Origin of the sequence: Streptomyces sp. NL15-2K, from assembly GCF_030551255.1 — a bacterium.
In the GTDB taxonomy this organism is placed as follows: Bacteria; Actinomycetota; Actinomycetes; order Streptomycetales; family Streptomycetaceae; genus Streptomyces.
Window position 1 is genome coordinate 6,846,365 of sequence record NZ_CP130630.1, and the last position, 20,105, is coordinate 6,866,469.

The 20,105-nt window shown below is 70.6% G+C and carries 18 protein-coding genes and 1 tRNA gene; 15 read left to right on the forward strand and 4 right to left on the reverse strand.

The features are described from left to right. Positions 1-78 precede the first annotated feature (78 nt). Positions 79-1,320 carry a sensor histidine kinase gene (locus Q4V64_RS30925; protein WP_124439947.1) on the reverse strand — a complete coding sequence of 414 codons (1,242 nt, stop codon included), beginning with the start codon at positions 1,318-1,320 and terminating at the stop codon, positions 79-81. Positions 1,321-1,559: 239 nt separating this feature from the next. Between Q4V64_RS30925 and Q4V64_RS30930 the strand changes: the two genes are divergently transcribed. The 13 genes from Q4V64_RS30930 (at position 1,560) to Q4V64_RS30990 (ending at position 14,562) form a co-directional block, all read left to right on the forward strand. Continuing rightward, positions 1,560-1,967 (forward strand): NADH-quinone oxidoreductase subunit A, encoded by a 408-nt coding sequence (locus tag Q4V64_RS30930; RefSeq protein ID WP_124439946.1) that lies wholly within the window; start codon positions 1,560-1,562, stop codon positions 1,965-1,967. After that, positions 1,958-2,614: an NADH-quinone oxidoreductase subunit B gene (locus Q4V64_RS30935; protein WP_172629182.1), complete on the forward strand. Its 657-nt coding sequence runs from the start codon at positions 1,958-1,960 to the stop codon at positions 2,612-2,614. The genes Q4V64_RS30930 and Q4V64_RS30935 overlap by 10 nt, the downstream gene beginning before the upstream one ends. After that, complete coding sequence (locus Q4V64_RS30940; protein ID WP_124439945.1) at positions 2,611-4,230, forward strand: NADH-quinone oxidoreductase subunit C; 1,620 nt, start codon at positions 2,611-2,613, stop codon at positions 4,228-4,230. The genes Q4V64_RS30935 and Q4V64_RS30940 overlap by 4 nt, the downstream gene beginning before the upstream one ends. Continuing rightward, a complete protein-coding gene (locus Q4V64_RS30945) occupies positions 4,227-5,195 on the forward strand; it encodes a complex I subunit 1 family protein (RefSeq protein WP_124439944.1) in 969 nt (322 codons plus the stop codon). The genes Q4V64_RS30940 and Q4V64_RS30945 overlap by 4 nt, the downstream gene beginning before the upstream one ends. Positions 5,196-5,197: 2 nt before the next feature. Further along, positions 5,198-5,758, forward strand: coding sequence for an NADH-quinone oxidoreductase subunit I (locus tag Q4V64_RS30950; RefSeq protein ID WP_124439943.1), 561 nt, complete (start codon positions 5,198-5,200; stop codon positions 5,756-5,758). Next, positions 5,755-6,438, forward strand: a complete 684-nt coding sequence (locus Q4V64_RS30955) for an NADH-quinone oxidoreductase subunit J (protein WP_303712880.1) — start codon at positions 5,755-5,757, stop codon at positions 6,436-6,438. Before Q4V64_RS30950 ends, Q4V64_RS30955 begins: the two co-directional genes overlap by 4 nt. Further along, the gene (gene nuoK / locus Q4V64_RS30960) at positions 6,438-6,845 is read left to right on the forward strand and encodes an NADH-quinone oxidoreductase subunit NuoK (RefSeq protein WP_124439941.1); all 408 of its coding nucleotides are present in this window, start codon (positions 6,438-6,440) and stop codon (positions 6,843-6,845) included. Before Q4V64_RS30955 ends, nuoK begins: the two co-directional genes overlap by 1 nt. Next, complete coding sequence (locus Q4V64_RS30965) at positions 6,842-8,836, forward strand: NADH-quinone oxidoreductase subunit L (protein ID WP_124439940.1); 1,995 nt, start codon at positions 6,842-6,844, stop codon at positions 8,834-8,836. Before nuoK ends, Q4V64_RS30965 begins: the two co-directional genes overlap by 4 nt. A 6-nt stretch (positions 8,837-8,842) precedes the next feature. Next, positions 8,843-10,417: an NADH-quinone oxidoreductase subunit M gene (locus tag Q4V64_RS30970; protein WP_124439939.1), complete on the forward strand. Its 1,575-nt coding sequence runs from the start codon at positions 8,843-8,845 to the stop codon at positions 10,415-10,417. Next, positions 10,414-11,937 (forward strand): NADH-quinone oxidoreductase subunit N, encoded by a 1,524-nt coding sequence (locus Q4V64_RS30975; protein ID WP_124439938.1) that lies wholly within the window; start codon positions 10,414-10,416, stop codon positions 11,935-11,937. Before Q4V64_RS30970 ends, Q4V64_RS30975 begins: the two co-directional genes overlap by 4 nt. A gap of 190 nt (positions 11,938-12,127) precedes the next feature. Further along, positions 12,128-12,991, forward strand: a complete 864-nt coding sequence (gene htpX, locus Q4V64_RS30980; RefSeq protein ID WP_124439937.1) for a zinc metalloprotease HtpX — start codon at positions 12,128-12,130, stop codon at positions 12,989-12,991. Beyond that, a complete protein-coding gene (locus tag Q4V64_RS30985; protein ID WP_124439936.1) occupies positions 12,988-13,380 on the forward strand; it encodes a YccF domain-containing protein in 393 nt (130 codons plus the stop codon). Before htpX ends, Q4V64_RS30985 begins: the two co-directional genes overlap by 4 nt. Positions 13,381-13,395: 15 nt before the next feature. Further along, on the forward strand, positions 13,396-14,562 hold the full coding sequence (locus Q4V64_RS30990) for a barstar family protein (RefSeq protein WP_124439935.1): 1,167 nt from the start codon (positions 13,396-13,398) through the stop codon (positions 14,560-14,562). 153 nt (positions 14,563-14,715) lie between these two features. Here Q4V64_RS30990 and Q4V64_RS30995 read toward each other — a convergent pair whose 3' ends face one another. Continuing rightward, positions 14,716-15,960, reverse strand: a complete 1,245-nt coding sequence (locus Q4V64_RS30995) for an APC family permease (RefSeq protein WP_124439934.1) — start codon at positions 15,958-15,960, stop codon at positions 14,716-14,718. A gap of 220 nt (positions 15,961-16,180) precedes the next feature. Here Q4V64_RS30995 and Q4V64_RS31000 point away from each other — a divergent pair, with 220 nt between their 5' ends. Continuing rightward, on the forward strand, positions 16,181-16,447 hold the full coding sequence (locus tag Q4V64_RS31000) for a GlsB/YeaQ/YmgE family stress response membrane protein (protein ID WP_124439933.1): 267 nt from the start codon (positions 16,181-16,183) through the stop codon (positions 16,445-16,447). Positions 16,448-16,588: 141 nt separating this feature from the next. Here Q4V64_RS31000 and Q4V64_RS31005 read toward each other — a convergent pair whose 3' ends face one another. Then, a complete protein-coding gene (locus Q4V64_RS31005; RefSeq protein WP_124439932.1) occupies positions 16,589-17,077 on the reverse strand; it encodes a YajQ family cyclic di-GMP-binding protein in 489 nt (162 codons plus the stop codon). 233 nt (positions 17,078-17,310) lie between these two features. On the opposite strand from Q4V64_RS31005, the gene Q4V64_RS31010 reads away from it, so the two are divergent. Beyond that, a tRNA-Tyr gene (locus tag Q4V64_RS31010) sits at positions 17,311-17,392 on the forward strand. A gap of 84 nt (positions 17,393-17,476) precedes the next feature. Here the strand turns inward: Q4V64_RS31010 and Q4V64_RS55350 are convergent. Next, the gene (locus Q4V64_RS55350) at positions 17,477-19,990 is read right to left on the reverse strand and encodes an MFS transporter (protein WP_124439931.1); all 2,514 of its coding nucleotides are present in this window, start codon (positions 19,988-19,990) and stop codon (positions 17,477-17,479) included. Positions 19,991-20,105 lie beyond the last annotated feature (115 nt).

Sequence of the window (20,105 nt, forward strand, 5' to 3'; positions counted from 1 at the left end):
GCTGTCGTACCTCCACCCTGCTCGGCCGCAGGTCCGCGGACCATGGAGTCCGTCGGCGTTTTGAACGGGGGGTTTTCCCTACCTCTTGCTCGACTTGCTCGACGCTTTGCCCGGCTCGTCGGTCCGGTCCCGCCACGGCAGCTCCGCCGTGACGACCGTCGGGCCGCCCGGCGGCGAGTCGATGACGAACAGGCCGTCGACAGCGCCCAGCCGGTCGGCGAGGCCCCGCATGCCCGTACCGGCATCCAGGCGCGCGCCGCCGCGCCCGTCGTCCTGCACCTGGATGAGCAGCCGGTCGTCCGACCGCCACACGTCGACCGACGCGGACCTCGCCCCGCTGTGCTTGCTGACGTTCTGCAGCAGCTCGGAGACGGTGAAGTAGGCGATGCCCTCGATGGCCGCCACCGGTCTGGAGTCCAGGTCGGCGGTCACCTTCACCGGCACCGTGCAGCGCGAGGCGACCGAGGAGAGGGCGGCGTCCAGGCCGCGGTCGGTGAGGACCGCCGGATGGATGCCCCGGGCGAGGTCACGCAGCTCCTGGAGCGCGAGCTTCACCTCGCCGTGTGCCTCCTCGACCATCGCCGCCGCGACCTTCTCGTCGACCTGGCCCTCCAGCAGCTTCTCCTTGGCCAGGCCCAGCCCCATGGCCAGGCTGACCAGCCGGGCCTGCGCCCCGTCGTGCAGATCGCGCTCGATGCGCCGCAGGTCGGCGGCGGCCGTGTCGATCACCACCCCCCGGTCCGACTCCAGCTCGGCGATGCGCCGCTCCAACTCGTCGGAGGGCGACAACAGCCCGCGCACCATCGCCCGGTCGGCGTTGGCCAGGCCCCGCGCTATGAACGGCAGCACCGGCCACAGCACGAACAACGAGGTCAGCGTGATGGCGAAGGTGAGGATCCCCCAGGGCAGCCGGATGAACTCGTACAACACCGTGCGCCAGCCCACCGGGTCCTTCAGCCCCATCCACAGCTGTGGGAAGAACCCGCCCGCGCCGCGCAACGGCAGCGGACTCGGCTCGTCCACCCGCACCCCCAGCAGCCCCCTGGCTCGCGCCCGCTCCAGCTTGCCCAGCTGCCGGGCGCCCAGCAGCCCCGCCGCGAGCAGGGGGAACCCGATCACCGTCACGGTCAGGAAGGCGCCGGTGGACAGCACCGTCACGACGTAGATGAATCCGAGCAGCGACACCGGAAGGTTCGCCAGGAGGTGCGCGATCTCCTTCCAGGTGTGCCGGTCGTAGGCGAAACGGGCCGGTGGCAGGCGGTCGCTGTCCGCGCTGCCGGCATCTCCGGCGCGGCCCGTGGGCGCGAGGCGTTCGGTCATACGGCTTAGCGTGCCGCGCGGTGCGCCGCCGCGCCATGAGGTCGACCGCCAGGTTCCACTGGGGAAAACCCCACCCCCACACCCTGTGGTCCACCTCAAGGCGTGACGGGCTGCTTACGGTCTCTTTAGCAGGGCCTAGACTCCCGTGCGTACAGATCGTCGAACGACACCGTTCGCGAGCTCGCGAGCTAATGGGTTCGCGAGTTCACGAGACCTAGGTCAGGGAGCGAGGGACGGACGTGCCGGAACCGACCGTCGTCGATTCGACCGTCGTCGCGGCGGACTATTTCCAGTCGTATTCGGTCGTCGGGCTGCTAGCCGTCGTCGGCGTCCTGTTCGTCGCCGTCGCCTTCGGCGCCGGGCGCCTGCTGCGGCCCGTGGTCCCCACCCCCGAGAAGCTCCTGACGTACGAATGCGGTGTCGACCCCGTCGGCGAGGGCTGGGCACACACCCAGGTCCGCTACTACGTCTACGCGTTCCTGTACGTGATCTTCGCCGTCGACTCGATCTTCCTGTTCCCCTGGGCGACGGTCTTCGCCGCCCCCGGCTACGGCGCGACCACCCTCGTGGAGATGTTCATCTTCCTCGGCTTCCTGGCCGTAGGATTGCTGTACGCGTACAAGAAGGGCGTCCTGGCATGGACGTGACCCCCGATTCTGTGACACGCGAGCCCGCGGCCCCCGAGTCCGCGGCCCCCGAGCCCGCGGCCCAAGAGCCCGTTTACCTGCCGGAGCCGAAGCGGCTGGGCGCACTCGCCCGCCTCGCCCCCGAGCCGATGAAGGTCGTCCTGAACTGGGGCCGCCGCTACTCGCTCTGGGTCTTCAACTTCGGTCTCGCCTGCTGCGCGATCGAGTTCATCGCCGCGTCCATGGCCCGCCACGATTTCATCCGCCTCGGCGTCATCCCGTTCGCGCCCGGACCGCGCCAGGCAGACCTGATGGTCGTCTCCGGCACGGTCACGGACAAGATGGCGCCGGCCGTGAAGCGCCTGTACGAGCAGATGCCCGAGCCGAAGTACGTCATCTCTTTCGGGGCCTGTTCCAACTGCGGCGGCCCCTACTGGGACTCGTACTCCGTGACCAAGGGTGTCGACCAGATCATCCCGGTGGACGTGTACGTCCCCGGCTGCCCGCCGCGGCCCGAAGCGCTGCTCCAGGGGATCCTGAAACTCCAGGAGAAGATCGCGCGGGAGTCGCTGGGAGAGCGGTACGGAGCCGTCGCCCGGCCGTCGACCGCCGCCCTGCAGAGCGGCTTGGTACAGCCGCCGCCCGCCGGCACGGGAGAGAGCCGATGACCGGCGTCGGCTGGCTGCCCGCCCCCGCCGAAGACCTGTTCGGTACGGAGGCCACGGCCGAGGAGTCGTACGAGGTCCTGACGGTGGACGTGCCGCCCGCCTCCTGGATCACGGCGCTGGAGACCGCCCGTGACCGGCTGGGCTGCACGTACTTCGACTGGCTGAGCGCGGTCGACGAACCGGGCACGGGCTTCCGCGTCTCGGCGCACGTCGCGGCGCTGTCCCCGGTACGCCGCCTGCTCCTTCGTACGACGGTCCCGCACGAGGCCCCGGCCCTGCCCAGCGCGGTCGGCGTGTTCGCGGGCGCGGCCTGGCACGAACGCGAGACCCACGAAATGTTCGGCGTCGTCTTCGAGGGCCACCCCGCCCTGGACCACCTCCTCCTCCCAGAGGGCTTCGAAGGCCACCCCCTCCGCAAGGACTTCGTCCTCGCGGCCCGCGTCGCCAAGGCCTGGCCCGGCGCCAAGGAACCGGGCGAGTCCGAGCACGGCGGCCCCAAGCGCCGCCAGATGCTCCCCCCAGGCGTCCCCGACCCGAACGAGTGGGGTCCGCTGAAGGGCCAGCTCCCCCCGGCCCCGGCCCGCCCGGCCCGAGGCACGGCCCGCGCGGCAGGCGAACGCCCGGCCCGTGCCGCGGGGGAACGCCCAGTGCGCCGTACCCGCACCGCATCCGAGGGCTCGGCCAGCCAGACGCCGACGTCCCCGACCGCCGACGCCCCGACGCCACCGCGCCGCGCGCGTACTGCGGCGGAGGGCTCGGTGAGCCAGGGGACGGGATCTGAGACATTGGCCGGTGCTCGGGAAACGTCGGCCGGTACTCGGGAAACGTCCGCCGGTACTCGGGAAACGTCCGCCGGTACTCCTGCCGGTACTCCGGATTCGGCAGCCGATACTCCGGAGACACCGGAGGACACAGCCGCGTCCGCGTCCACGTCCCCGGCCGTGGAGACGCCGATTGCCCGGCGTCGGGCGCGCACCGCGAGTGAGGGATCGGCGTCACAGCGGGAGGAACGTCCGGGAACGGGCTCCTCCACCGACCCCCGCCGTGCGCGCAGCGCGCCGGACGGATCCGCGAGCCGGCGGGCCGTATCAGGTACGACGTCGTCGGCGGACGCCACGGACGAGGGCGCCGCACCGCCCCGGCCCCAGGGCGCGACCCCGAAGCCTCCCACCACCCCGCGCAGCCCGGACGCCCCCTGGCACCACGCCCGCCCGGCCTTCGACGAATCCGAAGCCGAGGCTGGCCGGTCGGCCGAAGCGGAGCAGCGTCCGGGAGCCGAGCCGGCATCCGAAGCCGAGGCCGGACCGTCGGCCGAAGCCGAGCAGCGTCCGCGGGCCGAGCCGGCATCCGAAGCCGAGGCCGGACCGTCGGCCGAAGCCGAGCAAGCTCCGGGGGTCGAGTCGGCATCCGAAGCCGAGGCCGCGCCGAAACGCGAAGGTGAGACCGAGCGGGTCCCCAAAGCCAAAGCCCAGGCGGAGTCGGCGGACGAAACCCCCGCCGAGTCGGCTACCGAAACCCCCGCCCAGTCGGCGGCCGAAGCCGAGCAGCCCCCCACGCCTGCCACGCCCCCCGCCTCGACCCCCAACCCCGAAGACCCCCCAGGAGGCCCGCAGTGAACGACGCTCTCGACGTCGCCCTGCGACTCCTGATCGTCTTCGTCGTCTTCCTCACCTTCCCCCTGATCGTCGGCCAGACCGAACACAAGGTCATGGCCCACATGCAGGGCCGCCTCGGCCCGATGTACGCCGGCGGCTTCCACGGCTGGGCCCAACTCATCGCCGATGGCGTGAAGTTCGCGCAGAAGGAGGACGTCGTCCCGGCGGGCGCGGACCGCCGTATCTTCCAGCTCGCCCCGGCCGTGGCCCTCCTCCCGTACCTCTTGGTCCTCCTCGCCATCCCCATCGGCCCCGGCGAGGGCGCCGTCGGCGAGGTCATCGACGCGGGCGTCTTCTTCGTCCTGGCCGTCATGGGCGTAGGTGTCCTTGGTTCCCTCATGGCCGGCTGGGCCTCCGCCAACAAGTTCTCCCTCCTCGGCGGCCTGCGCACCGCCGCCCAACTCCTCGCCTACGAACTCCCGATGCTCCTCACCGCCGCCTCGGTGGCCATGGCGGCCGGAACGGTGTCGATCCCCGGCATCCTCGACGCCTTCCAGTGGTGGTGGCTGCCCTGGCAGATCGTCGGCGCGATCGTCTTCTTCGTGGCGGGTCTGGCCGAGCTCCAGCGGCCCCCCTTCGACATGCCCGTCGCCGACTCGGAGATCATCTTCGGCGCCTACACCGAGTACACCGGCCTCCGTTTCGCCCTGTTCCTCCTCGCCGAGTACGCCGGGATCATCGTCCTGTGCGGCTTGACCACCGTCCTCTTCCTGGGCGGCTGGCACGGCCCCTGGGGCGCCGACGGCCTCGGCTGGGTCTGGACCCTGCTGAAGACGGCCGTCCTCGCCTTCATCGTGATCTGGCTCCGCGTGACCTACCCCCGGCTACGCGAGGACCAGCTCCAGAAGCTCGCCTGGACCCTCCTCGTCCCCCTTGCTCTCGCCCAGATCGCCCTCACCGGCATCGTCAAGGTGGTGATCCAGTAACCATGGCCCCCATCCCCGGCTCCGGCTTGGCCAAAGGCCTGGCTGTCACCCTGCGCACGATGACGAAGAAGACCGTCACCGACCAGTACCCGGACGCCCAGCCCGACCTCCCGCCCCGCACCCGCGGCGTGATCGGCCTCTTCGAGGAGAACTGCACGGTCTGCATGCTGTGCGCCCGTGAGTGCCCGGACTGGTGCATCTACATCGATTCCCACAAGGAGACGGTCCCGGCGGCGACCCCCGGCGGCCGCGAACGCAGCCGCAACGTCCTCGACCGCTTCGCCATCGACTTCGCCCTGTGCATGTACTGCGGTATCTGCATCGAGGTCTGTCCTTTCGACGCCCTGTTCTGGTCCCCGGAGTTCGAGTACGCCGAGACCGACATCCGCGACCTCACCCACGAGCGCGACAAGCTCCGCGAGTGGATGTGGACGGTCCCGGCCCCGCCCGCCCTCGACCCCGGCGCGGAGGAACCGAAGGAGATCGCCGCCGCCCGCAAGACCGCCGAAAAGCTCGCGGCGGCACAGGCCGAACCGAACGAACCCCAGGAAGGAGAGTCGTGACCCTCGCTCAGTCACAGCAGGGCTTCCTCTCCCCGACCGGCGTCGAGATCGCCTTCCTCCTCGTCGGCCTGGTCACCCTCGGCGCCGCGATCGTCACCGTCACCACCAAGCAGCTGGTGCACGCCGCCCTGTGGCTGGTGGTGACCCTCGGCGGTCTCGCCGTCGAGTACCTCCTGCTCACCGCCGAGTTCATCGCCTGGGTGCAGGTCCTCATCTACGTCGGTTCCGTCGTCGTCCTCCTCCTGTTCGGTCTGATGCTCACCAAGGCCCCCATCGGCCGCTCCCCGGACGCCGATTCCGGCAACCGGTGGGCCGCCCTCACCGTGGCCGTCGCCGCCGCGGCGGCGTTGGTCTGGGTCGTCGTCGACGCCTTCCGCACCACCTGGATCGACCTGGACGGTCCGGCCGCCGGCTCCACCGAGGCCACCGGAGCCAGCCTCTTCCAGAACTGGGTCCTCCCCTTCGAGGCCCTCTCCGTCCTCCTCCTCGCCGCCCTCGTCGGCGCGATCGTCCTGTCCCGCAAGGCGAAGGCCGACCAGCCGCGTCAGACCGACCAGCCGCGTCAGACCGACCAGCCGCGTCAGACCGACCAGCCGCGTCAGACCGACCAGCCGCGTCAGACCGACCAGCCGGGCCAGGCTGACCAGCCGGGCCAGGCCGACAAGGGTGGTGTCCGCTGATGCACCTCGCCTATCCCGCCGTGCTCTCCGCCCTCCTCTTCTGCACAGGCCTGTACGGCGTCCTCGCCCGCCGCAACGCGATCCTGGTCCTGATGTCGGTCGAGCTGATGCTCAACGCCGTCAACCTCAACCTCGTCGCCTTCGACGTCTGGCTCAGCAGGACCGCCGAGGAGACCCTGCACTCCGGCCAGGCCCTGACCCTGTTCACCATCGCCATCGCCGCCGCCGAGATCGGCATCGGCCTGGCGATCGTCCTGGCCGTCCACCGCAACCGTGGCACCGCGGACATCGACAAGCTCCGCGACAGCGCCGAGGGCCACGAGAGCCACCCGGCCGCCGGCTCCGACAGCGACGCCCTCACGGCCGAGCAGGCCGACCGGGCCGGGAAGGCTGAGGCCACCGCGTGACCACGACCACCCTCGCCGTCCTAGTCCCCCTCCTTCCGTTCCTGGGCGCTGCCGCAGGTCTGCTCCTGGGCCGCACGGCCCCCGGCTTCGTCCGCCCGCTCGCCGTCCTGCCGACGCTCGCCTCCCTCGTGCTCGCCGCGCTGGTCGCCGTACGCCAGGGCGGTGACCAGGCGGTGAACGCCGCCACCGAGCTCACGCCCACCGGCTCGATCCCGATCGAACTCGCCCTGCACATCGACGGCTTCGCCGCCCTCACCGCCGTCCTGGTCGGCGTCGTCGCCACCTGCGTGCAGATCTACTCCACGGGCTACCTGCGCGACGACCCGCGCTACCCCTCGTACGCCGCTCTCGTCTCCCTCTTCACCTCCGCGATGCTCCTCGTCGTCTACTCCGGCGACCTGATGGTGCTGCTGGTCGGCTGGGAGATCATGGGCATCTGCTCGTACTTCCTGGTCGGCCACTACTGGGAGACCCCGGAGGCCCGCGCCGCCTCCCTCAAGGCCTTCCTGGTGACCAAGCTCGGTGACGTCCCCTTCCTGATCGGTCTGTTCGCGCTGGCCACCGACGCCGGGTCCTTCCGCATCACGAAGGTCCTCGGCGCCGTCGCGGGCGGCGGACTCGACCACCCCACGCTGATCGCCCTGCTGCTCCTGGCCGGCGTGGCGGGCAAGTCGGCGCAGTTCCCGCTGCACACCTGGCTTCCCGACGCGATGGCGGGCCCCACCCCCGTCTCCGCGCTGATCCACGCCGCGACCATGGTCGCCGCCGGTGTCTACTTCATCGCCCGTCTCCTCCCGGTCTTCGAGGCCTCCCGGGCCGCGATGATCGTCCTCGCTGTCATGGCCGCCGTCACCATGGCCGGCTCGGCGCTCGCCGCGCTCGCCCAGGACGACATCAAGCGTGTCCTCGCCTACTCGACGATCGGCCAGCTCGGCTACATGACCGGCGCCCTCGCCGTCGGCGACCGCGGTGCCGCCGTCTTCCACCTCATCTCGCACGGCGCCTTCAAGGCGCTGCTGTTCCTCGCCGCGGGCGTGATCATCCACGCCGTCGGCACCAACTCGCTGGCCGCCATGTCCCGTATGAAGGACCTGCGCCACCGTGTCCCCGGCGCCTACTGGACGATGACCGTGGCGCTCCTCGCGCTAGCCGCGATCCCGCCCTTCAGCGGCTTCTTCTCCAAGGAGTCCGTCCTCGGCGCCGCCGAACACGTCGCCACCGGCCACACCGAGCACGCCCCCGGCGCCGCCGGCTGGACAGTCCTCGTCGCCGGCCTCCTCACCGCCCTGCTCACCGCCGCGTACGCGACGCGCCTGTGGCTCCTGGCCTTCCGCGGCCGGGGTGCCGAGGCCCCGGACCACGGCAGGCAGCCGCGCACGATGACCGTCGTGCTGTGGGTGCTCGCCGTCCCGTCCCTCGCCCTCGGCGGGCTCGCCTACCGCGTGCTGCCCGACTGGTTCGACGGCCGCGATCTGACACCGACCCTCGCCACTTCCGTCCTCGGCACGGGCGTGGCCCTGGTCGGTGGCGTCGTCACCTACGCGGCCTGGCGCCACACCACCGAGCTCGCGACCCGCGTCCCGCTGGGTGCGGTCGCGGCCCACCCCGAAGGGGATGCCGGTCAGGTGGAGGCCGAGGCGATCGCCAGCCACGCACCCGCCTACGGAGGCGTGGCCTACGCGCCCGACCCCGCCGACCCCGGACGACTCCTGCTCGGCCCGCTGCACCGGCACGCGGCCGTCGGCTTCCACCTCGACGCCGTGTACGCGGGCCTCTTCGTCCGCCCGGTCCAGGCCGGAGCCACCCTCGTCCGGTTCCTCGACCGCGAGGTCGTCGAGACCTACGTACGCGGCGCGGGCGCCCTGCCCCGGCTCCTCGGTGCCGCCGTACGACGCGCCCAGACCGGCAATCTGCAGACCTATGTGAGCGCGCTGCTCGCCGGCACCGTCGTCCTGGTGGTCGCCGCCGTCCTCGTCGCCACGGGAGCGTGAGCAGGCGTGATCGATATCAACGAGTCAGTGATGCAGTTCCTTCTGGCATTCGTCGTCGTCGGCCCGCTTCTCGGTGCCGCCGCCGCTCTCCTTCCGGCCCCGCCCGGACTGAAGGGGAAGTCGCCCGAGCAGGCCGTGCTGCGACACGGTGTCACGGTCACCGGCGTGATTCTCATCGCCGCGATCGTCCTGGCGCTCGGCTTCGACCACGACCACCCGTCGAAGATGCAGGCCACGACCGACATCAGCTGGATCCCCGCACTCGACGTGCGGATCCACCTCGGCATCGACGGCATCTCCCTCCCCCTCCTGGTCCTGACCGCGCTGCTGACCTTCCTCTGCGCGCTCTACTCGTACTTCAAAATGCCCTCGGGCCCGACCCCGAAGGCCTTCGTCGCTCTGCTGCTCGTCCTCGAGTCCGGCACCCTCACGACCTTCGCCGTCCTCGACCTGATCCTGTTCTTCCTCGCCTTCGAGATGGTCCTCATCCCGATGTACTTCCTCATCGCCCGCTGGGGCGGTGAGCAACGGACCCAGGCAGCTTGGCGGTTCATCCTCTACACGCTGCTCGGCTCCGTGGTCATGCTGCTCGGCCTGCTCCTGATCGGAATCAAGGCGGGCACATTCGACATGGTGGCACTCGCCACTGACAACGGCCGGTCGCTGACCACATCCGTGCAGGTCATCGCCGTTTTGGCGATCGGAATCGGGCTCGCGGTCAAGACGCCGATGTGGCCGCTGCACAGCTGGCTGCCCGACGCCCACACCGCCGCGCCGACCGTCGGCTCGGTCCTGCTGGCCGGCGTACTGCTGAAGATGGGTACGTATGGTTTCGTCCGGATTCTGCTGCCGGTCGCGCCCGACGGCTTCCGGACCTTCGCGCCCTACCTCGCCGCCTTCGCCGTCGTCGGGATCATCTACGGGTCCCTGGCCTGCCTGGCCCTCGCCAAGCAGGGCGCGAAAGGCGATCTCAAGCGCCTCATCGCCTACTCCTCCGTCGGCCACATGGGCTTCGTCCTGCTCGGCATCGCGACCATGACCCCGACCGGCGTGAACGGCGCCCTGTTCGCCAACATCGCCCACGGCCTCATCACCGGCCTCCTGTTCTTCCTGGTCGGCGCGCTGAAGGACCGCACCGGTACCACCGATCTCGACACCCTCGCCGAGGAGACCGGCGCCGCTCTCTACGGCAAGGCACCTCGCCTCGGCGGCCTGCTCGCCTTCGGCGCCGTGGCCTCGCTCGGCCTGCCCGGGCTGGCCGGATTCTGGGGCGAGATGCTGGCGCTGTTCGGCGCGTTCCGGCCCGCCGACGACCTAAGCCGCCCCGCCTTCCTCACCTTCATGGCGATCGGCGCGTTCGGCACGCTGCTGACAGCGGCGTACATGCTGATCGTGGTCCGCCGGGTCTGCATGGGCACCGTACGGCAGGAAGCCCCGAAGCTCGCCGACGTCCAGACCTACGAGTTCGCGGCCTGGACCCCGCTCGTCGTCCTCACCGTCGCCGCAGGCCTGTGGCCGAAGGCCCTCCTAGGCCTGACCGACCCGGCCGTGCAGCAGCTCCTCTCAGGAGGCACCCGATGAGCTCCCTGACCCAGCCGCTGGCCGCGAATCTCGTCCAGTCCGTCGACTGGCTCGCCATCGCGCCGCCCACCATCGCGGCGGTCGTCGGGCTCGTCGTCCTCGTAGCCGATCTGTTCGTCGGCGAGCACAAGAAGGCGCTGCTGGGTTGGCTCTCGGTCGCGGGCCTGGCCGCCTCGACGCTCATGCTGCTGCCCCTCCTGGACGGCGACCGCTCCACCTTCTGCCTGACCGGCGACCCCGACGTGTGCAGCTACACAGCCGACCGCTTCACCCTCGTCCTCCAGCTCCTGGTCCTCGGCGGGGCCCTCCTCGCGGCCCTCCTGTCCGTCACCGCCCTGAAGGACGCGAACAAGGGACTGCCCGAAGGGGAGTTCTGGTTCCTGCTGCTCTCCTCCGCGGCCGGCGCCGCCCTCCTGCCCGCCTCCCGCGACCTCGCGACCCTGATCGTCGCCCTGGAAGTGGCCTCCCTGCCCGCCTTCGCCCTCGTCGGCCTGAGGCACGGCGACCGCAAGTCCTCCGAAGCCGCCCTGAAGTTCTTCCTGTCCTCCGTCACCGCCACGGCGGTCAGCCTCATGGGCATCAGCTTCGTGTACGCCTCCACCGGCACCCTCTACCTCACCCAGGTCGCCGACCGGATCCAGAACGTCGACGGCCAGCTCCACACCCTCGCCCAGACCGGCGTCGTCCTCACCCTCGTCGGCTTCGCCTTCAAAACGGCCGCCGTCCCCTTCCACTTCTGGGTCCCGGACACCTACGTAGGCGCGCCCCTCCCGATCGCCGCCTACTTGTCGGTCGTCGGCAAGGCGGTCGGCTTCTCCGGCCTGATCCTCGTCACAGTCGTCGCCCTGCCGTCGTACGCCGACGTCTGGGGCCCGGCCCTCGCCGCGCTGGCCGCCCTCACCATGACCGTCGGCAACGTCGGCGCCCTGCGCCAGCAGGCCACGCGCGCGTACAGCGCGGTACGGCTGCTCGCCTGGTCCTCCATCGGCCAGGCCGGCTACCTCCTCGTCCCGATCGCCGCCGCCGCGTACTCCGACGACGCGGAGCGGTCCATCGGCTCCACGGTCGCCTACGCCCTCATGTACGCCGCCGTGAACCTCGGCGCCTTCGCGGTGGCCGCCCTGGTGGGCCGTACGAAGTCCCTCAACCGCGTCTCCGACTACCGCGGCCTGTACGCGTCGAACCCCCTCGCCGCCCTCCTCCTGGCCTTCTTCCTGCTCTGCCTGGCCGGTCTGCCGCCGGGCATCATCGGCCTCTTCGCCAAGGTCACCGTCTTCTCCGCGGCCGTCGACGCGGGCCTCGGCTGGCTCGCCGTGGTCATGGCAGTCAACGTAGTGATCGCGCTGTTCTACTACCTCCAGTGGACGACCCTGCTGTTCCGCGCCCCCGAGGGCGAGCCCGTGAAGCACCTCGTCCCCGCCCCCGTGACCGCCACGATGGCCCTGACCGGCGCCCTCGGCATCGCCCTGTCCGGAGCGCCCCAACTGGTCCTGCGCTTCACCGACACCGGGCTCTTCTGAGCACGTACCGCCGCTGGTCACTCGTACGGCCCACGCCCGGCACCGGACGCACAAGGGAACTAGTGGCCCCCGCCTGGCGTTGACCAGTACGGGAGGGTCCACTGGACGTGACACCACGGCACCAGTGGCATCGGACATCGGAGATCAGCAAGCAAAGGGTTCCCCTGCTGCACGACTTGGAGGGCGTACCGTGCACCGCCGGCACAACGGGCTCAGGACCGCAGTACTCCTCGGGGGACTGTCCGCACTCATCATCGTCATCGGCAGCTTCTTCGGCCGTATGGGGCTCGTCGTCGCGGTCCTGATCGCCCTGGGCACGAACGCGTACGCGTACTGGAACAGCGACAAGCTGGCTCTACGCGCGATGCGCGCCCGCCCGGTCAGCGAGTTCGAGGCCCCCGCCCTCTACCGCATGGTGCGCGAGCTCTCCACCCAGGCCCGCCAGCCCATGCCACGCCTGTACATCTCGCCCACCGAGGCGCCCAACGCCTTCGCGACCGGCCGCAACCCGCGCAACGCCGCCGTGTGCTGCACCGACGGCATCCTGCGCCTCCTCGACGAGCGCGAGCTGCGCGGCGTCATCGGCCACGAGCTCAGCCACGTCTACAACCGCGACATCCTGATCTCCTCGGTCGCCGGTGCCCTCGCCTCCGTGATCATGTTCCTGGTCAACTTCGCCTGGCTGATCCCGATCGGCCGCTCGGACGACGACGACGGCCCCGGCCTCCTCGGCATACTGCTGATCATGATCCTGGGCCCGCTCGCGGCCACCCTCATTCAGCTGGCCATCAGCCGCTCCAGGGAGTACGAGGCCGACGCGTCCGGATCCCAGCTCACCGGCGACCCCCTCGCCCTCGCCAGCGCCCTGCGCAAGCTCGAACTCGGCACCAAGCAGCTTCCCTTGCCCCCGGAGCCCCGCATCGAGACCGCGAGCCACATGATGATCGCTAACCCCTTCCGGCCTGGCCAGGGACTCTCCAAGATGTTCTCGACACACCCGCCGATGGCGGAGCGCATCGCCCGGCTCGAGAAGATGGCAGGTCCCCCACAGTGAAAACCATCCTGAACGTCATATGGCTCGTCCTGAGCGGCTTCTGGCTGTTCCTCGGTTACCTGGCCGCGGGCGTCCTGCTCTGCATCACCATCATCGGTATCCCCTTCGGCATCGCGGCTTTCCGCATCGGCGTCTACGCCCTGTGGCCCTTCGGGTACACCACGGTCGAGCGCCGAGACGCCGGCGCGCCCTCCTGCATCGGCAACGTCCTGTGGCTGGTCCTCGCCGGCTGGTGGCTGGCTCTCACCCACATCGTCACCGGCATCGCCCTCTGCATCACGATCATCGGCATCCCGTTCGGCATCGCCAACTTCAAGCTGATCCCGGTGTCGCTGCTCCCGCTGGGGCGCGACATCGTGCGCACGGACCAGCCGTTCGCGGCACGCTGACGGGCAGGCCAGGAGGTGGGGACGCCGAAGTACGCCCTGCTGTCGTACGACCAAGAGGCCGAATTCGAGGGCCAGGAGGACTACGAGGAGACGTGGGCGCTGTGCCAGGACGCCGCGGACCTGTTCGCCGACCCTCCGCCTCCCGTCCGCGGTACGTACGAACTGCTCGGCTGCGCTCCCGAGGGCGAGTTGCGCACAGCCCTCGCACGCGCGCGTGCCGACGGTTCGGCACCGCTCGGGTCCCTCACCCTGGAGATCCTGACCAAGTCCGGTACGGCGGTGGGGGAGTGGTACCTGGAGGACGTACGCGTCCTCGATGACCGCCCCTGCGCCCGTGACCTGACGCTGAGGGACGTCACGGTCGAAGCGCGAGAGCCCGACTACAACGCGTACGACTATCCGCGGTGCCCGCCGCTGTCCCCGGGTTACCGTCTGTCGGGCGCGGAGGGCGACCCGTTCGGCACCTGTCGCGACCTGGCTCGGGTGCGAGAGGCCGGTGAGGGTGGCGACGAGCCCCTGGAGCCCCCACTGCGGCTGCTGGGCTGCTCCCCCCGAGGAGCCCTGCGCGCCGCGCTGGACGCCGGCGAGGAGGACCTCGGTCACGCAAAGGTCCTGCGCATCGACTCGTCCGGCCGGCCCGTGCAGGCCGCAGCCGAGGGCGAACTGCGCGCATGGATCCCGTCCGCCCGCGGTCCCGGCCTGGTCGACCTCACCCTCGACCTGTGGTCGGAGCGGCCCCCTCTCGCAGCCCGCGAAGTGTGGGAGCTGTGGGGGGAGGGACGGCCTGCGGACCCCAACCGGTGGGCGCGGTGCGGTCCGGAAGGTCGTGAGTTCTGGCTGCGCACGGCCTTGGCCAACCACGTGTACGGATCACCGGACAAAGTCTCCGGCAACACGTATCACCTCGATGGCCGTCACATCACCGACAACCCCGGCTTCTTCTGCGCCCTGGGCGAGGCGGTGAACGGACCCGGCGGGTACTTCGGCTGGGGCCTCGACGCCCTGAACGACTGCCTCGGAGGCCGCTGGGGCGCCGCCCCGCCACTCACCCTCATATGGCATGACGCCCACGTCGCCCGCACCTGCCTCGGGCTCACCCCGCACGTCGACCACCGCCCGCCGACCTTCGATGAACTGCTCACGTTCCTGACGGGGCAAGGCGTCGAGGTCCGCCTCACCTGACCGCAGGGTTTTCCACAGGCCGGCGGTTGTCCACAGCCCCGCCCGATTGTCAGTGGCGCCGTGCATGATGAAGTCATGACTCACAGCGAGCGACTTCTGACAGAAGGTGATGGATGCATGCATCACGACAGGCCTCTGACCTCGCCTCGGCTACTACCCCGCTGCCGCCCGCCGCCGCACGCCGTACGCGATCGCACCGACGGCGAGCACACCCGCCCCCACGACCACCGAGACCGTCGGCAGCGCGAACGCCAGCACCACGCACCCGAGCAGTCCCACCGCCGGCACCACCCGCGCCGCCGGAGCCGAACCGAGCGTCCAGGCCGACGCGTTGGCCACCGCGTAATACGCCAGCACACCGAAGGAGGAGAACCCGATCGCGCCCCGCACGTCCACCGTGGCGGCCAGCACCGCGACCACCGCGCCCACGGCCAGCTCGGCCCGGTGCGGCACCTGGAAGCGCGGATGTACGGCGGCCAGCGCGCCGGGCAGATGCCGGTCCCGGGCCATGGCCAAGGTCGTCCGCGAGACACCCAGGATCAGGGCGAGCAGCGAACCAAGCGCGGCCACCGCTGCTCCCACCCGCACGACCGGCACGAGCCCCGGCACCCCGGCCGCGCGCACCGCATCGGCCAGCGGCGCGTCCGCCTGCCCGAGACCGCTCGCCCCCAGCACGGAAAGGGCAGCCACCGCCACACACGCGTACACCGCCAGCGTGATGCCCAGAGCCAGCGGAATCGCGCGGGGGATGGTGCGCGCCGGATCCCGTACCTCCTCGCCGAGGGTCGCGATCCGCGCGTACCCGGCGAACGCGAAGAACAGCAGTCCGGCCGCCTGAAGTACTCCGCCCGCACCGCCCGACGCCCCGATGTCCAGCCGCCCGGCATCGGATTCGCCGGACCCCAGACACACGACCACTACGGAAGCGAGGACCGCCAGGACCACCGCCACGATCGCCCGGGTCAGCCAGGCCGACTTCTGGACGCCGCCGTAGTTCACCGCGGTCAGCGCCACCACGGCCCCGACCGCCACGGCGTGCGCCTGCCCCGGCCAGACGTACGTCCCCACAGTGAGCGCCATCGCAGCACAGGAGGCCGTCTTCCCGACCACGAACGACCAGCCCGCCAGATAACCCCAGAACGCACCGAGCCGCTCGCGCCCGTAGACATATGTGCCACCGGACGCCGGATACAGCGCCGCCAGCCGAGCCGACGACGTGGCATTGCAGTAAGCGACGACGGCGGCGACCGCAAGCCCGAGCAGCAGCCCCGACCCGGCCGCATGCGCCGCCGGTCCCAGGGCGGCGAAGATGCCGGCACCGATCATCGAGCCCAGCCCGATGACCACCGCGTCCCCGACTCCCAGGGTGCGCCGCAGCTCGGCGCCAGAACGTGTCATGAGCCGCACCCTACTGATCGCTGCAACCGCCGAGTGCAGCGGTGACGTCCTCTTCATCAACACGGCACGAACACTGCGCCGGCAAGCAGTACGCGGACGTGGCTCATGCGGCCCACGGACGCGGCACGCGCACCACGTACGACCGCGAGCATCGCCCGTCGCGACGAAGATCACAGCGCCGGGACAGTGCGGGCACAGCACGGAAGGGCAGGTTCACGGCATGGGCATCATCGGTTGGATCATCCTGGGGCTGTTGGCCGGAGCCATCGCCAAGTTCCTGCTGCCGGGCCGCGACCCGGGCGGCTTCATCGGCACGACCCTCATCGGCGTCGCGGGCGCGTTCCTCGGCGGCTGGATATCGGCCCGCTGGCTGGACCACCCGATCACCAAGGACTTCTACGACGGCGCCACCTGGGCTGCGGCGATCGGCGGCTCGCTCGTCCTCCTGATCGTCTACCGCCTCCTGTTCGGCAACTCGCGCAACTGAGCACATCCCCGGCACGCGGCCGACAGACGAGAAGGGTGGGCACCGCCGGGCGCCCACCCTTCCTCTTACATACGAAGTGCCGTGATGTGCCGCTGTGCGCTCGGACTACCGGTAGCCCACGAACTACCGATAGCTCACGAACTACCGATAGTTCACGAACTGAATCGCGAAGTCGAAGTCCTTGCCCTTCAGCAGGGAGATGACGGCCTGTAGGTCATCGCGGCTCTTCGAGCTGACCCGCAGCTCCTCACCCTGCACCTGGGCCTTCACGCCCTTCGGACCCTCGTCGCGGATGATCTTCGCTACCTTCTTCGCGTTGTCCTGGGAGATACCCTCCTGGATCGAGGCGAAGATCTTGTAGTCCTTGCCGGAGAGCTGAGGCTCGCCCGCGTCCAGCGCCTTCAGCGAGATCCCGCGCTTGATCAGCTTGGACTGGAAGACGTCGAGGACAGCCTTCACCCGGTCCTCGGAGTTCGCCTCCATCAGGATCTGGTCACCGGACCACGAGATCGAGGCACCCACGCCCTTGAAGTCGTAGCGCTGCGAGACCTCCTTGGCGGCCTGGTTGAGGGCGTTGTCGACCTCCTGCCGCTCGACCTTCGAGACGATGTCGAAACTGGAGTCGGCCATGTCCTGTGGCTCCTTGTATTGGGTGCGTGTCGGGTGCGTACGAGTGCGTATCGGCGTACGTGGGGGTGGCCGCCGAGCCCGGCGTCGTCCCGGGCCGCATCCGGACAAGCCTAGCCATCCCCCGGCCTCCGAGCGCAGATCAATCGGGTGGCGAAGCACCCCTCCGTATCGGGTATTGTTTACGTCGTTGCCACGGAGCACCGCCGAAAAGCGGTTCGAAGGGCAGCGACCCCGGCGGTGTGCCCGAGCGGCCAAAGGGAGCAGACTGTAAATCTGCCGGCTCAGCCTTCCCAGGTTCGAATCCTGGCGCCGCCACACTCGTAAAGTTGAGACGAGATACCCCCTCCGATCTGCGGAAACGCAGGACGGAGGGGGTTTCTTCGTGTGTGCGGCCGCGAACTACTCGCCGGCATGGGCCAGTTCGATGTCGTGGTCGTCCACGCCGCCGCCGGAGACGGCCACCGTGGTCGCCCGGGGTGGGTAGCCGGTCGCGATGACCGTGTACGCGCCGCCGTCCAGGTCGGAGAAGACGTACGCGCCGTCGAGGTCCGTCGTGGTCGTGGCGACCACGTTGCCCGCGGCGTCCACCAGTGTCACCAACGCGTCGCCCAGCGGGGTGCCCGCTCCGCTGACCGTGCCCCGCACATGGACGCCGGGCCGCAACTCCACCTCGATCCGTGTGGTCCCGGTGCCGCCGATCTCGACGGGCAGGGCGAGCGGCCGGTGCTTGGGGGAGTTGACCGCGAGGGTCACCGTGCCCGGCACCAGGTCGGTGATGGAGAACTCGCCCAGAGCGTCGGTGCGTCCGGTGGCCAGCACGTCCCCGCGGACGTCGGTCACGATGACCACGGCCTCCGCGACCGGCGCCCCGCTGTCGGCGGACAGCACCACACCGGCCAGGCCGCTGGTGCCGCTCAGCAGGACGTCGTACGACACCTGTGCGTCCCCGGCGACGACGATCGTCGAGGCCTGTGGCTGGTAGCCGTCGGCGGAGGCGATCAGGACGTACGAACCGGCAGCGGGCGCGTCCACGCCGTACCTGCCGTCGCCCCGCGAGACCGACCTGCCCAGTTGTTTCCCGCCGAGGGAGATCAACGTCACCGCGGCGCCGGCCACAGGGGCGCGCTCCGCGCCGAGGACGTGCCCGCCGACCGGGATCCCGCCGGTGACGGAGCCGCCTTCGACGCCTTCGACGCTCTCAACGCCTTCGACGCTCTCAACGCCCTCGTCGTCCTCGACCCGCAGGGGCACCGGCGAGGTCAGAGCGGGTGCGTGCCCGCGCATCGGCTCCGGCTCCACAGCAACCGCGTCCGGCTGCGCGGTCGCGACCGTCGGACCCTCCGCACTCACACCGACCGCGCCCACGCCGCCCGCCGCACCCACGTCGCCCGCACCCACACCACCCGCACCCACGGGCACCCGCTCCCCGGCCAGGTCCCCCGCCGCAGGCCCTCCGCTGAGCACGCTCACGCCCTGCGACGCCCCGTCCGCTGCCGCGGGCTGCCGTCGCGGAATGAACCCCGCGAGGACGAAGGCCAGCAGTGCCGCCCCGCCGCCGATCGCGAGTACGGTCTTGAAGCCGTTCTCCGAGGGCAGGGCGACCGGGCCGAGGCTGGTGGTCATCTGCGCCAGGATGACGCCCGCGACGGCGCTGGCGACCGACGTACCGATGGACCGCATCAGGGTGTTGAGGCTGTTCGCGGCGCCCGTCTGGGACGGCGGCACGGCGCCCATGATCAGGGCGGGCATCGCGCCGTACGTGAAGCCGATACCGGAACCGATGACGCAGGAGACCAGCACGAACTGCCAGACCTCGTCCATCAGCAGGATCTGCAGGCCGTAGCCGGCGGCCACGATCAGGGCGCCGACCATCAGGCTCACCTTCGGGCCCTGGGCCTTCGACAGGGCCGCGGAGACGGGGGCGATGACCATCATCACCAGGCCGGACGGGGCCATGACCAGCCCGGCGGTGAGCAGCGACCTGCCCAGGCCGTAGCCGGTCGCCTCAGGCAACTGCAGGAGCTGCGGAAGGACCAGGGACATGGCGAACATGCCGAAGCCGAGCGCGATCGAGGCGAGGTTGGTGAACAGCACCTGGCGGCGGGCGGTGGTGCGCAGGTCCACCAGCGGCTGCTCCGTGCGCAGTTCCCACCAGCCCCACACCAGCAGGATCACGACGGCCGCCGCGAAGAGACCGAGGATCGTGCCGCTGCGCCAGCCCCATTCACCGCCCTTGGAGATCGCCAGCAGCAGGCAGACCAGGCCGGCCGCCATGCCGAGGCCGCCGATCAGGTCGAAGCGGCCGCCGGTGCGCACCTTGGACTCGGGCACGAGGAGCAGGACCAGCAGGAGGGCGGCGGCGCCCATGGCGGCCGAGCTCCAGAACAGCATGTGCCAGTCGAAGTTGTCGGCGATCAGCGCGGCGGCGGGCAGGCCGAGGGCGGCGCCGACCCCCAGGGAGGCGCTCATCATGGCGGTCGCGGAACCCAGCCGTTCGGCGGGCAGCTCGTCCCGCATGATGCTGATGCCGAGCGGGATCACACCACCCGCCATGCCCTGCAGCGCGCGGCCGACGATCATCGGGGTCAGGGAGTCGCTGAGGGCGGCGGTGATCGAGCCGGCCACGAGGAGGACGAGGCTCAGCAGGAGCATGCGGCGCTTGCCGTACATGTCACCGAGCCGCCCCATCATCGGGACGGCGACGGCGGCGGCGAGCAGTGTGGCGGTGACGGCCCAGGCGGTGTCCGACGCGGGGGCGTTCAGGAGCTGCGGAAGCTCCGGGACGATCGGGATCACCAGGGTCTGCATCAGCGCGACGACGATGCCGCCGAAGGCCAGTACCGCCACGACGACACCGGGCTTTGGTGCCGCCGTCTCCGGGGCGTCGAGGGATCGGGGAAGGGCATGGGACATGGGTCGGGCCTCCGTGTGGGCGTCGGTGACAGCGCGACCCGCCCAACCTAAGTCAGTTGATTGACTTAAGCAAGCATGGTCGGATTGTGTGACCGCCACGTGAAGGATCGGAGGG

Bases quoted from the DNA above. Each gene is read 5' to 3' on its own strand.
- Q4V64_RS30935 (WP_172629182.1), top strand. From the start codon at position 1,958: ATGGACGTGACCCCCGATTCTGTGACACGCGAGCCCGCGGCCCCCGAG.
- Q4V64_RS30995 (WP_124439934.1), bottom strand. From the start codon at position 15,960: ATGACACGTTCTGGCGCCGAGCTGCGGCGCACCCTGGGAGTCGGGGAC.
- Q4V64_RS31005 (WP_124439932.1), bottom strand. From the start codon at position 17,077: ATGGCCGACTCCAGTTTCGACATCGTCTCGAAGGTCGAGCGGCAGGAG.
- Q4V64_RS30925 (WP_124439947.1), bottom strand. From the start codon at position 1,320: ATGACCGAACGCCTCGCGCCCACGGGCCGCGCCGGAGATGCCGGCAGC.
- nuoK (WP_124439941.1), top strand. From the start codon at position 6,438: ATGCACCTCGCCTATCCCGCCGTGCTCTCCGCCCTCCTCTTCTGCACA.
- Q4V64_RS30950 (WP_124439943.1), top strand. From the start codon at position 5,198: ATGGCCCCCATCCCCGGCTCCGGCTTGGCCAAAGGCCTGGCTGTCACC.
- Q4V64_RS55350 (WP_124439931.1), bottom strand. From the start codon at position 19,990: ATGTCCCATGCCCTTCCCCGATCCCTCGACGCCCCGGAGACGGCGGCA.
- Q4V64_RS30975 (WP_124439938.1), top strand. From the start codon at position 10,414: ATGAGCTCCCTGACCCAGCCGCTGGCCGCGAATCTCGTCCAGTCCGTC.
- Q4V64_RS30940 (WP_124439945.1), top strand. From the start codon at position 2,611: ATGACCGGCGTCGGCTGGCTGCCCGCCCCCGCCGAAGACCTGTTCGGT.
- Q4V64_RS31000 (WP_124439933.1), top strand. From the start codon at position 16,181: ATGGGCATCATCGGTTGGATCATCCTGGGGCTGTTGGCCGGAGCCATC.